Here is a 13,865-nt window from a genome sequence, read left to right on the forward strand (position 1 = left end):
GTGCCGGGGGCCGCGGGGTCAGGCGGCCTCTATGACACCGGAGCCTATGCCCTGGGTCGCCGCCGCCCATTCGATGAGCAGTATCTCGTACTCCGCGGCCTCCACCGGCGTCCAGTCCTGGCCGGCCCGTGAGTCGACGAGTGCGCGGATGGCGTCGTTGGCCTCGACGACGGACGGGTGGACGGGCTGGGTCAGGAAAACGGGCGCGGGGTGGGTGGGATGCCGAGGAGTTAAGACCATGCCTTCACTCTACGTCCTCATTCTGACAACAGCTCGAACATATGCGGTCGGCACGGCACAGGTGACCGAAATCATTCGGCGGGAGCCGGGCCGACGCTGATCAGTTCGTCGGCGGGGCCGTTCACCGGCTGCGGCGTGCCGGTGAGATCCAGGACGAACAGGGGGATGGCGAGACCGTCGGCGCGAGAACGGGCCTCGTCCGTGTAGCCGGCGAGGGAGAACAGCACGCCGGAGACCGAGGTGTTGAGGGCGTTGAGCCAGAGGCACTCGACGTCGCGCAGGGCGGTCGGACGCGTGGTCGCGTCGACCTGGGCGATGAGACCGGCCGCCCTGAGGTCGATCCGGGAGCTGGGCCGCACCTCGGGCTGGACGACGTCGCGGAAGCCCAGCCATCTCAGGTAGAGCGCCGCGGTGTTCACCGCGTCGCGGGCCGTCCGTATCACCAGGGGCCTGAACGACGGACGCGGATGTGCGGCTGTGCGCGGCAGCGGTATGTGGGCCGGGCCGGTCGAACCCCCCGTCGTGGGTGGCGGCGTGGTGCCGCGCGTGGCCACCGGGCGCACGGGGATCCGCAGCACCGCGCCGCAGGGGCAGCAGAGTTCGGGGTGCGGCCACTGGTCGCGGCGTCCGCAGGAGTGGCATCGCACGCTCACCCAGTCGTCGTTCCAGGTGCGGTGGGTGATGAGCACGGCCGGAGCGCCGCGCATCAGCGGCGGGGCGGTCGGGGAGCCGCAGGGGCAGGGATACACCGGCGTGATGTACGCGTGATCCCGGCGGCAGACCGGGCAGCGCACCGGTACGGACTCCATGTGCTGCCCCCCTACTTCCGCCCCGGGGGCGGCGACTGCGTTCCGTACCTCCATCGTCCACGAGGAGCGACGCTCCGGGGAGTGATTCGCGCACTTCGGGCCGACGCGCTCCGCCGCTTTGCCCGCCCTCCCTTGACTGCTGTCCCGGACCGCCCTAAGTTGATTTCACATAGCAGAAAGAAGTTTCCGTAATGTGGAATTAGTGCTCTCAGGTGGCGCGACAGAGCCCGACTCCACCAGGTCCGAGCAGGAGCACTCATGCCTCGTATGACCGCTGCCCGAGCGGCAGTTGAGATCCTCAAGCGCGAAGGCGTCAGCAACGCGTTCGGTGTGCCGGGTGCGGCGATCAACCCGTTCTACGCGGCTCTCAAGGCCTCCGGCGGGGTGCAGCACACCCTCGCCCGCCATGTCGAGGGCGCCTCCCACATGGCGGAGGGCTACACGCGGGCCGAGGCCGGGAACATCGGTGTCTGCATCGGTACGTCGGGGCCCGCCGGCACCGACATGATCACCGGTCTCTACTCGGCCATCGCCGACTCGATCCCGATCCTCTGCATCACCGGCCAGGCGCCGACCGCGGTCCTCCACAAGGAGGACTTCCAGGCCGTCGACATCGCCTCCATCGCCAAGCCGGTCACCAAGGCCGCGACCACCGTCCTGGAGGCCGCGCAGGTCCCGGGCGTCTTCCAGCAGGCCTTCCATCTGATGCGTACGGGCCGGCCCGGTCCCGTCCTCATCGACCTGCCGATCGATGTGCAGCTCACCGAGATCGAGTTCGACCCGGAGCTGTACGAGCCGCTGCCCGTCCACAAGCCCGCCGCGAGCCGCAAGCAGATCGAGCGGGCCGTCGAGATGCTCAACGCGTCGGAGCGGCCGCTCCTCGTCGCGGGCGGCGGCATCATCAACGCCGACGCGTCGGAACTCCTGGTGGAGTTCGCCGAGCTGACCGGCGTCCCGGTCGTCCCGACCCTGATGGGCTGGGGCATCCTCCCCGACGACCACGAGCTGAACGCGGGCATGGTCGGCCTGCAGACCTCGCACCGCTACGGCAACGCGAACTTCCTGGAGTCCGACTTCGTCCTCGGCATCGGCAACCGCTGGGCCAACCGCCACACCGGTAAGCTGGACGTCTACACCGAGGGCCGCACCTTCGTCCACGTCGACATCGAGCCCACCCAGCTCGGCAAGATCTTCGCCCCGGACCTGGGGATCGCCTCGGACGCCAAGGCGGCACTGAAGCTCTTCGTCGAGGTGGCGCGCGAACTGCGGGCCGCGGGCAAGCTGAGGAACCGCTCGCAGTGGGCGGCGTCCACGCAGGAACGCCGTGCGACCCTGCAGCGCCGCACGCACTTCGACAACGTGCCGCTGAAGCCGCAGCGGGTGTACGAGGAGATGAACCGGGCGTTCGGCCCCGAGACCCGTTACGTCTCCACCATCGGCCTCTCCCAGATCGCGGGCGCGCAGATGCTGCACGTCTACCGGCCGCGCCACTGGATCAACTGCGGCCAGGCCGGGCCGCTGGGCTGGACGATCCCCGCCGCGCTGGGCGTCGCCACCGCAGACCCGGACGGCTCCGTGGTCGCCCTCTCCGGCGACTACGACTTCCAGTTCATGCTGGAGGAGCTCGCCGTCGGCGCGCAGCACCGCATCCCGTACGTCCACGTGCTGGTGAACAACTCCTACCTGGGGCTCATCCGGCAGGCGCAGCGCAACTTCGACATCGACTTCCAGGTCAACCTGGAGTTCGAGAACCTCAACTCACCGGAGCTGGGCGTCTACGGCGTGGACCACGTCAAGGTCGTCGAGGGCCTGGGCTGCAAGGCGATCCGCGTCACCGAGCCGGACCAGCTGCTGCCGGCCTTCGAGGAGGCCAAGAAGCTCGCGGCCGAGCACCGGGTCCCGGTCGTCGTCGAGGCGATCCTGGAGCGGGTCACGAACATCTCGATGAGCGGCACCGACATCGCGTCGGTCAACGAGTTCGAGGACGTGGCCTCCGAGCCCGGCCACGCACCGACGGCGGTCCGCCCGCTGACGGTGTCCTGACCCGTACCGACGCAGGCCTCCACGACCACTGCGGTCGTGGAGGCCGCTGTCGTGCGCCCGGGTCCGTCGTCGCCCGGCCAGGCGGTGTGGGCCGGACGCGTCCTGGTGCGCCTCATGGGGCGTACCACGGCACGTGTGCGGGTTCCGCACCATCCTGCGCGGCCGGATCTCGCCCTACCCGCACCGCCGGTGCGCCCGGATCATGGGTCCATGGGGGACTTCGAGAACACCTCGCCCGACCTCTTCCAGGCGCTGCTCGAAGGCGCCACCGCCCCGGCGCCGCCGGATCCGCCCGACTGTCCGTTCTGCGACCTCCCGCAGGACAGGTACGCCACCGCGTACGCCGGACACTGGGTCCTCCTCGAACCCCGCATCCTCCTCCCGGCCCATACGGTCCCTCCGCGACGGCGCTGGGTCATCACCTCGGCCGGGACCGCGCTGAACCTGTGGGACGCCGAGCCCCTCCCCGGCGCCAGGTGCCGCATTCCGCACCGCATCGCCTGCCCCTACCTCGCGGGCGAGGACCACTGGCCGTGGATGACGGCCCTGCGTGAGCACAACAGGCAGCGGATGCAGCGCCTGTTCGAACTGCCCGACGAGGGGTTCCCGGACGCGGGGTGACCGCGCCGGGCGCACGACGACAGGGGTGCGGTGCACGCCCCACGCGTGCACCGCACCCCTGCGGTCCGGTCCGTTCACAGCGACCGCGGCGGCGGCGAGCGGGCCGCCGGGGCCGGTTCCCTCAGGTCTGGAACCGGGCCGACCGGCCCTTCGCCACCGCACTGGCGTCGTCCGCCGCCGCGGCCTCGTCCTGGCCGTACCGTGTGCTACCCCTCATCCGGGCGCGCGGCACGGGCAGGGCCTCGGGGAGGCTCAGTCCTCGCGCAGGGCGCGGACGGCCTCCTCCACGCGCTTGCCGTAGTCGGCGTCGGCGGCGTGGAAGTGGGCGAGGTTCTTCTCGATCACGTCGTCGCGGGTGACCTGCGAGAGTCCGCCGGCGATGTTGGCGACCAGGCGGTCCTTCTCGTCCGCCGACATCAGCCGGTAGAGCTCGCCCGCCTGGAAGAAGTCGTCGTCCTTCGCGTGCGGGGGCGCCTCGTGCGTGCCCGTCCAGCCGTGCACCGCGAGCGGGGAGGCGAGGGCGGCTCCGGTCTGCGCGGGGCCGGCGTACGAGTTGGGCTCGTAGTTCTTGTCCTGGCGCGAGCCGTACCGGGTGGCGTGCAGCCCGTCGCGGCCGTAGTTGTCGACGGTCGCGGCCTTCGGCGCGTTGACCGGGAGCTGGGTGTGGTTGATGCCCAGCCGGTAGCGCTGCGCGTCGGCGTACGCGAACAGCCGGCCCTGCAGCATTTTGTCCGGCGAGGGACCGATGCCGGGCACGAAGTTGTTCGGCGAGAACGCCGCCTGCTCCACCTCGGCGAAGACGTTGTCCGGGTTGCGGTCCAGCACCAGCCGGCCGACGCGCCGGAGCGGGTAGTCGGCGTGCGGCCACACCTTCGTCACGTCGAACGGGTTGAAGCGGTAGTCCGCCGCCTCGGCGGCCGGCATCAGCTGCACGTGCAGCGTCCAGGAGGGGTTGACTCCGCGCTCGATGGCCTGGAGCAGGTCCGTCTGGTGCGAGTTGGCGTCCTTGCCGACCTGCTCGGCGGCCTGCTCGGCGGAGAGGGAGCGCACGCCCTGGTTGGTCTTGAAGTGGTACTTGACGAAGAAGGCCTCGCCCTTCGCGTTCGTCCACTGGTAGGTGTGCGAGCCGAAGCCGTTCATGTGACGGTACGAGGCGGGAATGCCCCGGTCGCCCATCAGCCAGGTGATCTGGTGCGTCGCCTCGGGGGAGTTCGCCCAGAAGTCCCAGACGTTGTCCGGCTCCTGGCGGCCCGTGAACGGGTCCCGCTTCTGGGAGTGGATGAAGTCGGGGAACTTGACCGGGTCCTTGATGAAGAACACCGGGGTGTTGTTGCCGACGAGGTCGTAGTTGCCCTCGTTCGTATAGAACTTGAGGGCGAAGCCGCGCGGGTCACGGACGGCGTCCGCACCGCCCAGCGAGTCGGCGACGGTCGAGAAGCGGATGAACGTCTCGGTGCGGCGGCCGACCTCGGAGAGGAAGTCGGCGCGGGTGAAGCCGGTGACGTCGTCCGTCACCTCGAAGTAGCCGTACGCGCCGGAGCCGCGGGCGTGGACGACGCGCTCCGGGATGCGCTCACGGTTGAAGCGGGCGAGCTTCTCGAGCAGGTGCTGGTCCTGGACGAGGATCGGCCCGCCGGCGCCGGCCGTGGCGGAGTTCTGGTTGTCGGCGACCGGGGCGCCTGACTCGGTCGTGAGCACACGCTGGGACATGGAGGCCTTCCGTACGGGGCTGCTGACGGCCTCAGGAGCGTAGATTCGCCGATATCGAAGCGTCAACAGTTTGTTGAAATTGGAGGAGGAGGTTCCGGGCCGCGGCAGCGCCTGGGCGCGACAGGACAGGTGTCAGCGCCACCGCGACCCGGAGTTCAGGGGGCCCCTTCGAAGGGCCGGGGGTGTCAGACCTGGGAGCCGGAGAGCCGCTCGACCGAGCGCAGCAGCGCGGAGTGGTCCAGGCCGCCGTCGCCCTGCGCGCGCAGGGACGCCACGAGCTGGGCCACGACCCCGCCGACGGGCAGTGCCGCGCCGACGTTGCGGGCGGCGTCCGTGACGATGCCCATGTCCTTGTGGTGCAGGTCGATCCGGAAGCCCGGAGCGAAGTCCCGCTTCAGGAAGTTGTCCTTCTTGCGGGTCAGGACGGTCGAGCCGGCGAGCCCGCCGTTCAGCACGTCGAGCGCGGCGGCGAGGTCGACCCCGGACTTCTCCAGGAACACGACGGCCTCGGCGCAGGCCTGGATGTTGACCGCGACGATCAGCTGGTTGGCCGCCTTCACCGTCTGGCCGGAGCCGTGCGGGCCGCACAGCACGATCGTCTTGCCGAGCGCGTCCAGCAGCGGCTTCGCGGCGTCGAAGTCGCTCTGCTCGCCGCCGGCCATGATGGACAGGACGGCCTCGATCGCTCCGGCCTCACCGCCGGAGACCGGGGCGTCCAGGACGCGGATGCCCTTGTCCTTCGCACGCGAAGCCAGGTCCACGGAGGTCTGCGGGGTGATCGACGACATGTCGATCAGCAGGGCGCCCCGCCTGGCGTTCTCCAGGATGCCGTCGGGGCCGTACGCGATGGCCTCGACCTGCGGGGAGGCGGGGACCATGGTGATCACGACATCGGCGTCGCGGACCGCCTCCGCGATCGAGGCGGCACCCGTGCCGCCCGCCGCGACCAGCCGGTCGATCTTGTCCTGCTCCAGGGTGTAGCCGGTCACCTGGTATCCGGCCTTGATCAGGTTCTCCGACATGGGCGAGCCCATGATGCCGAGCCCGATCCAGGCGACCTTGGGGAGGTTGCTGCTCATGAGGGTTGCCTTCCGGTTGAGCGTGTGTCAGGGAGGGGGCGGGCTCAGCGGGCGGGCCGGTTCTCGGCGGGGAGCCAGTCGAACGCCTCCGCGCTCGGCCGGTCGCCCGGCTTGTACTCCAGGCCGACCCAGCCGTCGTAACCGGCCTCGGTCAGCTCGTCGAGGAGGCGCTCCAGCGGGAGCGAGCCGGTGCCGGGTGCGCCGCGCCCCGGGTTGTCGGCGATCTGGACGTGGCCGGTCTTCGCGGCGTACGCCTTGATCACCTGGCTGAGGTCCTCGCCGTTCATCGACAGGTGGTAGAGGTCCAGCAGGAACGTGGCGTTGCCCAACCCCGTCGCCTCGTTGACACGGTCGACGACCTCGACGCCCGCCGGTGCGCTGACCAGGGGGTAGAGCGGCGACTCCGTGTCGTTGAGGGTCTCGATCAGCAGGGCCGCCCCGATCCGGTGGGCCGCGCGGGCGGCCAGGACCAGGTTCTCCAGGGCCAGTTCGTCCTGGACGGCCGGGCCGACCCCCTCGACGCGGTTGCCGTAGAGCGCGTTGAGCGCCTTGCAGCCGACCGAGGCCGCGAAGTCCGCCGCCACGTCGATGTTTGCGCGGAAGCGGTCCGACTCCTCGCCGGGCAGCGAGAGCGCCCCGCGGTCGGGGCCGGGGAGGCGGCCCGCGTAGAAGTTCAGCCCCACCAGCTGTGTGCCCGCGTCGTCGAGCGCCTTCTTCAGGGCGTCGAGCTCGGCCTGCGCGGGGGTGGGGGTCTCGATCCAGGGCCACCAGAGCTCGACCGCCGTGAAGCCCGCGGCGGCGGCCGCCGCGGGGCGCTCCAGGAGCGGGAGTTCGGTGAAGAGGATCGAGAGGTTCACATCGAAGCGCTGGTCCGAGTAACCCATCATGCGCTCCTTCCGTATCGCGGAAGTTAGTTTCTGCTTAACGGAAGATTGCCTGTCGGGTGGTGAGGCTGTCAAGAGGGAAACCGAATTCCGGACGCGCGGGAGCGGGGTGGAGGGCTCCTCACCCTCCACCCCGCTCCCTCTCACATCTGCCTGGTCAGGCGGCCGGCACCGTGTCCTGGAACGAGGTGCCCGCCGCGCGGTACCCGCTCACCAGCGCCGAGACCTGGGCGGGGGAGAGGACCTGGTCCTTCACGTGCAGGACGTAGTCCACCTGCTGGTCGTACGAGCGCGGAGTCGTGCTGCTCTGGCCGGCCAGGTCGATCAGCCACTGGTTGAAGTTGATCGACATCGGCCGCTCCGGGAGGTAGGCCGCCCCGTGTGTGCCGAAGAGCTGACCGTCGACGTAGTACGTGATGGCGCTGTCGTCGATGGTCACCACCAGGTCATGCCAGCCCGCGTAGCTCTGCCGCGCCTCGCTGTGCTGGTTGACCGCCTCCCACGGGTCGGGGCGGTAGGTCTCCCAGGACGTGGTGTACAGGATGTTGGCCGGCTCGCCCCAGCCGCCGTTGGGCAGGTACTCGAAGTCGTATTCGGCGTAGTCGTCCGCCATCGGCGCCTTGAGGTCGTTGATGGTGAAGAAGGTCTGGACGAGGTGGTCGCCGTCGGGCCCGGACCTCGGGGCGTCGCTGAACTTCACGCGGGCCGCGTAGGTGCCGTTGCGGAACTTCATGGACTGCGTGAGGATCTCCGTCTGCACCGTCGAGGCTCCCGTGCCCGCGGTCGACGTCTCCAGGTTCATCACCGAATTGCCGCTCTGGCTGGTGAAGGTGACGTTCTCCGGGGCCCAGACCGCGCCGGGCACCCCGGGGCCGCCGCTGTTCGAGCGGACGCTCCAGCCGTTCGCGGCGATCCTCGGGTCCGTGTGACCGCTGTAGTCGAAGTCGTCGAACAGCCGGGGTCCGTCGGCCGGCGGGTCGGTGGGGGGATCGGTCGGGTCGGTCGGGCCGTTGCCCTCGGGCGCCTCGCCCCAGGCCGTCACGGCGCCCACCTGCGCGGTGATCCTGGACCAGTCCGCGTAGGTGCTCCGCCCTGCGCCGAAGGAGTAGTCGTCGCTCTGCCCGAGCGGCTGCCAGTCCGTGCGGTGGAAACGCAGCTGCATATCCCCGGTGTCCGCGCCGGGCGCCAGGGAGCCGGCGCCCGCCGTGAAGGCGATCTCCAGGTAGCGGTCGGCGGTGGCGGTCGGATTCGGCAGCGGCTTGAAGGTCCCGGTGATGTTCGAGCACCCCTTCACCGCCCACGAGCAGGCGAAACGGTAGGCCGCCGACGGAGAGTCGCCCTTGAAGTAGTAGCGCACCTTGACGTCGGAGAGAGGCACGCTCGCAGTCCCCGTGTTGCGCACCTTCAGCCATGGTTCACTCTGGTCGGCCGTCGCTCCCGACGCGCTCGTGCGGTACTGGACGACGAGCCCGCCGGCCGCCGCGGCACCGGCGGTCGTGGGCAGGGCGGCGAGGGCCGTGCAGCCCAGGGCCAGGGTGACGGCGGCGGCTGCCGCCGCGCGGATACGGCTCCTGCGGAAAGTCCTCATGACGGTGTTCCTCTCCGGAACGGTGGGGGATGAGTTACCGAGGGGTTCGCGCTGTGCTTCCGGACGCGGCCGCCAGGGACCGCGTGGTGAGGGGCCGGTAGCGGACGCCGAGGGCGTCCAGCCGGGCGGTGTGGTCGCGCAGCCGCTCGACGAATCCGGCCCAGTCGCCGCGCCCGCCGGACCAGGCACGGTCCGCCAGGGCGCACAGCCGGGGGTAGCTGAGGTACTCGATCCGGTCCGGCGTCGTCACGTACTCGGTCCACAGCTGCGCCTGGGTGCCCAGGACACGGGAGGCCTCGTCCGGCGACCAGCCGGGCGGCACCGGCTCGTTCGTGTGGACCGCGTGCAGGGGGACGGGATCGCCCCGCTGGGCGGTGGGTTCGTCCGGATCCGTGGACTGGGCGTAGTCCAGATACGTCGCGCGGTGGTGCGTGGTCACCACCTGGTGGCCGCGCCGCGCGGCGGTGAGGGCGTGCGCGGGGTCGCGCCAGGTCATCACCGTGAACTCGGGCGGCAGTTCGGCGCCGGTCTCGGCCCAGCCGGCGGGCCGCCTGCCGTTTTCCACGAGGAACGAGCCGATCCGGCCCATGAACCAGCCGTGCAGCCCCCGGGGGCCGTCCAGCCCCTCGGCCGCCGCACGGGCCAGGGCCACCGGGCTGTTCTCCCACTCCGTGACCGGGCACTCGTCGCCGCCGACGTGGACGTACGGGGACGGGAAGACGTCCATGACCTCCTCCAGCACCGTCCGGCAGAAGTCGAACACCTCCTCGTGGACGCCGAACACGGTGTCGCAGACGCCCCACCTGGTCCACACGTCCAGGCGCCGCTCCGGGTGGTTGCCCAGGTGGGGGTAGGCCGCGAGCGCCGCGCGCACATGGCCGGGCATCTCGATCTCCGGCACGACGGTCACCCCCCGCTCCCGCGCGTGACGGACCAGGTCCCGCAGCTCCGCCCTGGTGTACGCCCCGGTGTGCGGCGTCCCGTCGGACAGGGACTGGGCCCGGTGCCCGCCCACCGAGGTCAGCCGGGGGAAGGCGTCGACCGGCATGCGCCAGCCCTGGTCGTCCGTGAGGTGCAGTTGGAGGACGTTGAGCTTGTGCAGCGCCATGAGGTCCACGTAGCGGCGCAGATAGGAGACGGGCTGGAAGTGCCGGGCGACGTCGAGCATCGCGCCGCGCCAGGGGTGCCGCGGGACGTCGCTGATCTCGACGCACGGCAGCTCCCAGGAGATGCCCCGCGCACCGCCCGCCAGGGCTTCGGGCGGCAGCAGTTGCCGGATCGTCTGGATACCCCGGAGCAGTCCGTCCGGACGGGCCGCGCGCAGCAGGAGCGCCTGCGGCCCCACGGTCAGGCCGTACCCCTCCTCGCCCAGTCCGCCGAGCTGCGGATCGAGCGCCAGGACGACACGGCCGTCCGCCGAGGGCGGCAGGGGCAGACCGGTCGTCGGCCCGAGGAGCGTGCGTAACAGGTTCGCCGCTCCCTCCGCACCCGGCAGGGCGCGTACGGCGGTGTCATGGCCGAGGACGAAGCGGCCCGGGCGCGGCGAGACCTTGCCGGGCCGGGGGACGAGGGAGAGCTCGGGGCGTGATGCGGGCACGGAGGGCCTCCGGTGCAGGGGATTTCGGACGGTTCCGAGTGCGCCGACGGGGCTCAGCCCTTGACGGCCCCGGCCGCGAAGCCGGAGGTCACATGGCGCTGGAGCAGAAGGAAGATCACGAGCGCGGGCAGCGCGAAGAGCGTCGAGGCGGCCATGGTGGCGCCCCAGTCGGTGCCGAAGGTGTTCTGGAAGGAGGAGAGCCAGACCGGCAGGGTGCGGTTGTCCTGCTGCTTGATGATCAGGAAGTTGGCGTAGGCGAACTCGTTCCAGGCCGTGATGAATCCGAAGAGCGAGGTCGCCATCAGGCCGGGGGCGAGCAGCGGCAGCGCCACCCTGACGAACGCGCCGGTCCGGGTGCAGCCGTCGACCTGGGCGGCCTCCTCCAGTTCGGGCGGGATGGTGGCGAGGAACCCACGGAGCACCACGATGGTGAACGGCAGCGTGATCATGAAGTAGACGAGGGTCAGGGTCGGCAGCCGGTCGAGCATGTCCGTGTCGCGGGAGATGATGTAGATCGGGATGATCAGCGACTCCCATGGCGCCATCTGGGCGACGAAGACCAGCAGCATGAACTGCCGCCGTCCCCTCCACCGTAGGCGCGCCACGGCGAACGACGCACCGAGCGCCACGACGAGGGAGAGCAGCACGGCCCCCAGAGTGACCAGGACGCTGTTGCGCCAGAACAGTTCGAAGCCGTCGGCCTGCACGGCCCGGCGGAAGTGGTCCAGGGTCCAGGTGTAGGGCACGAGCCGGGGTTCGGCGGACCGGATGTCCCGAGACGGCTTGAACGCGGTGGAGATCATCCAGTACACGGGGAACAGGCAGACCACGACGGTCACGACAGCGGCGGTGTTCAGCGGGATCCGCCGGACCCGGGGGCGCAGCAGGGTCATCCGAGATCGTCCTCCTGACGGAACATCTGACGGAAGTAGAGGACCAGCACCCCGGACATCAGGACCACGGTGATCATCGACGCGGCGGAACCCAGGTCGTAGCGCTGGCTGGAGAGTGCCGTCTGGACCGCGTACACGGGCAGGATGGTGGTGGCGTCGCCCGGGCCGCCGCGGGTCATCACCCAGATCTGGACGAACGCCTTGAAGGTCCAGATCACCTCCAGGGAGAGGACCAGCATGAAGATCGGCCGCAGGATCGGGAAGGTGAGTGAGCGGAAGATCCTGGAGGCGGAGGCGCCGTCCAGGCGTGCCGACTCGTACAGCTCGGCGGGGACGGTCGTCAGCGCGGAGTAGAGGGTGACCGCCGCGAAGGGCACGGACTGCCAGACGATCAGCAGGACCAGGATCGTGAAGGACGCCGTGCCGTTCGCGAACCACGGGTAGCGGTCGAAGGACCCGAAGCCGAGCGCGGTCAGCGACTGGTTGACGATGCCGAACTCGGAGTGGAACAGCCACTGGAAGACCGTCGTGGCCGCGACCACGGGCATGGCCCAGGCGAGCACCAGCGAGCAGAGCACGACCGTACGGCCGACCCGGCGCAGCCGTTCCGTCATCAGCGCGACCAGGGTCGAGACGGCCATGATCAGTGCGACGTTGACGGCCATGAAGACGAAGGTGCGGCCGGTCACCTCCCAGAAGCGCGGGTCGGACAGCAGCGTCCGGTAGTTGCGCAGGCCCACGAACTCGGCGTCGCCGCTGATCAGCTGGCGGAGCCCGAAGTCCTGGAGGGAGATCACCACCGCCCGCACAAGCGGGTACACCAGCAGGTAGAGCGTGCCACCGATCGCCGGCGCGATCAGGGCGTACGGCCACAGGTCGCGCGGGGGCCGTCCCGGCCGCCGGCCCGGTGGCGCCTTCGGCGGACGGTGGACACGGGGAGCGGGCCGTTCACGCACATCCGGCACGGCGGGCCTCCTCTCGGGGACGGGAAACGGACGGGCGGGTCAGGAACCGGCGTTCATGGCCCGGGTGATGTCCGCGGAGGCCTTGGCCGCCTCCTCGGCGGCGTAACCGCCGGTGAGGACGGCGGTCATGTAGTCCTTGACCGGGTTCTCGGCCTCGACCGCCGCCCAGCCAGGGGTGTTCGGTGTCGCGTGCCCGTTCGCCGCACCGACGGCCATCGCCGAGGCACCCGGGTCGCCCGCCACGGCGGAGGCGAGGGTGGTCCGGTTGGGCACATAGCTCATGGCCACCGCCAGCTTCCTCTGCCAGGCGTCGCCCGTGAGCTCCTTGATGAAGGTGACGGCCGCCTCGGGGTGACCGGACGCGGCGGGAACGACCAGGTCGGAACCACCGGTGAACACCGCCCCCGGAGTGCCGGCCGTCTTCCCCGGGATCGGGAAGAAGCCCAGCTTCCCCTTGAGCTCCGGATTGTTCTCGACGACCGCATTGGCCCCGCCAGGGGTGGAGATGACCTGCGCCACCTGCCCCTGCGCCATCACCTCGGCCTGCGGCGGATCGTCCTCGTCGGAGTCCTTGGGGCCCTTGCCGAGCGCCTGGAGCTGCGCGTAGAAGGCCATGCCCCGCTGCGCCTCGGGCGTGTCGAGCGCGCCCTTCCACGTTCCGCCGGACTGGGTGGCGAAGTCGCCGCCCTCGTCCCAGATGAAGCCTCCCAGCGCGTACCAGAGCTGGCCGGGCAGATAGATCCCTTGCGTTCCGCCCTTGTTCAGCTTCGTGGTGGCGCCGATCCACGCGTCGCGTGTGGTGATCTCCGTGGCGTCGACACCGGCCTTCTCGAAGAGGTCCTTGCGGTAGATCACCACCCGGTTGGCGGCGTAGTACGGGATGCCGTACTGCTTCCCCTCGTACGCACCGGGCTCGGCCAGTCCCTTCAGCCAGTCCGCGCCGTTCAGCTCCTCCTTCCTGTCGCTGAGGTCCAGCAGCCCCCCGCTCTCGGCGTACTGGGCGACCTGGGTGTTGCCCGCCTCGATCACGTCCGGGGCGTCGTTGCTCGCCAGGGCGGCGGTGATCTTCTGGCCGATGCCGTCCCACTCCTGGATCTGGATCTTGACCTCGATGTCGGGGTGCGCGGCCTCGAACCCCTCGGTGAACTCCTTCTGGAACGCGGCCGACACGCTGTCGCGCATCAGCCAGACGTCGACCGTGGTCACGCCCCCGGCCTCGGCCGTACCGTCCCCACCGGAGCTGCAGGCACTGAGGGCGGCGGCCGTCACGAGCGCGGACACACCGGCAAGCAAGCGGTACTTCACGGTTCACCTCAACGGGAGCAGAGACCTGACCACCTGACCAGTGAAGCCCACTGGACAGCTCACCTCTTGGTGGTGGATGAAGGTGGCATAGACCAATGGGGTCGTCAACCCCCTCTGTATGAAGGGGTTTC

At 70.3% G+C, this 13,865-nt stretch carries 12 protein-coding genes; 2 read left to right on the plus strand and 10 right to left on the minus strand.

Annotation, left to right across the window (positions count from 1 at the left end; translation table 11 throughout):
* Positions 1-18: 18 nt before the first annotated feature.
* A complete protein-coding gene (locus ACZ32T_RS11690; RefSeq protein ID WP_467263991.1) occupies positions 19-240 on the minus strand; it encodes a hypothetical protein in 222 nt (73 codons plus the stop codon).
* Between the two features lie 71 nt (positions 241-311).
* Positions 312-1,049: a hypothetical protein gene (locus ACZ32T_RS11695; protein ID WP_467263993.1), complete on the minus strand. Its 738-nt coding sequence runs from the start codon at positions 1,047-1,049 to the stop codon at positions 312-314.
* 258 nt (positions 1,050-1,307) lie between these two features.
* Here ACZ32T_RS11695 and gcl point away from each other — a divergent pair, with 258 nt between their 5' ends.
* Together gcl and ACZ32T_RS11705 are read left to right on the plus strand one after the other, a co-directional pair.
* On the plus strand, positions 1,308-3,092 hold the full coding sequence (gene gcl, locus ACZ32T_RS11700) for a glyoxylate carboligase (protein WP_467263995.1): 1,785 nt from the start codon (positions 1,308-1,310) through the stop codon (positions 3,090-3,092).
* A 210-nt stretch (positions 3,093-3,302) separates the two neighbouring features.
* Positions 3,303-3,713 carry a DUF6083 domain-containing protein gene (locus tag ACZ32T_RS11705; RefSeq protein ID WP_467366516.1) on the plus strand — a complete coding sequence of 137 codons (411 nt, stop codon included), beginning with the start codon at positions 3,303-3,305 and terminating at the stop codon, positions 3,711-3,713.
* A 252-nt stretch (positions 3,714-3,965) separates the two neighbouring features.
* Here ACZ32T_RS11705 and ACZ32T_RS11710 read toward each other — a convergent pair whose 3' ends face one another.
* From ACZ32T_RS11710 to ACZ32T_RS11745, 8 genes are all read right to left on the minus strand, one after another.
* Positions 3,966-5,423 (minus strand): catalase, encoded by a 1,458-nt coding sequence (locus ACZ32T_RS11710; RefSeq protein ID WP_467263999.1) that lies wholly within the window; start codon positions 5,421-5,423, stop codon positions 3,966-3,968.
* A 185-nt stretch (positions 5,424-5,608) separates the two neighbouring features.
* On the minus strand, positions 5,609-6,502 hold the full coding sequence (locus tag ACZ32T_RS11715) for a 2-hydroxy-3-oxopropionate reductase (RefSeq protein ID WP_467264001.1): 894 nt from the start codon (positions 6,500-6,502) through the stop codon (positions 5,609-5,611).
* Positions 6,503-6,546: 44 nt separating this feature from the next.
* Positions 6,547-7,386 (minus strand): TIM barrel protein, encoded by an 840-nt coding sequence (locus tag ACZ32T_RS11720; protein ID WP_467366518.1) that lies wholly within the window; start codon positions 7,384-7,386, stop codon positions 6,547-6,549.
* A 157-nt stretch (positions 7,387-7,543) separates the two neighbouring features.
* Complete coding sequence (locus ACZ32T_RS11725) at positions 7,544-8,974, minus strand: cellulose binding domain-containing protein (RefSeq protein ID WP_467366520.1); 1,431 nt, start codon at positions 8,972-8,974, stop codon at positions 7,544-7,546.
* Positions 8,975-9,008: 34 nt separating this feature from the next.
* Entirely contained in the window at positions 9,009-10,571 is a 1,563-nt protein-coding gene (locus ACZ32T_RS11730; protein WP_467264008.1) for a beta-N-acetylhexosaminidase, read from the minus strand.
* Between the two features lie 53 nt (positions 10,572-10,624).
* Positions 10,625-11,464, minus strand: a complete 840-nt coding sequence (locus ACZ32T_RS11735) for a carbohydrate ABC transporter permease (RefSeq protein WP_467264010.1) — start codon at positions 11,462-11,464, stop codon at positions 10,625-10,627.
* Positions 11,461-12,429 carry a carbohydrate ABC transporter permease gene (locus ACZ32T_RS11740; RefSeq protein WP_467366522.1) on the minus strand — a complete coding sequence of 323 codons (969 nt, stop codon included), beginning with the start codon at positions 12,427-12,429 and terminating at the stop codon, positions 11,461-11,463. Before ACZ32T_RS11740 ends, ACZ32T_RS11735 begins: the two co-directional genes overlap by 4 nt.
* Before the next feature lie 39 nt (positions 12,430-12,468).
* Entirely contained in the window at positions 12,469-13,734 is a 1,266-nt protein-coding gene (locus tag ACZ32T_RS11745) for an extracellular solute-binding protein (RefSeq protein WP_467366524.1), read from the minus strand.
* Positions 13,735-13,865 lie beyond the last annotated feature (131 nt).

The sequence above is a fragment of the Streptomyces sp. NPDC023573 genome (genome assembly GCF_055559735.1).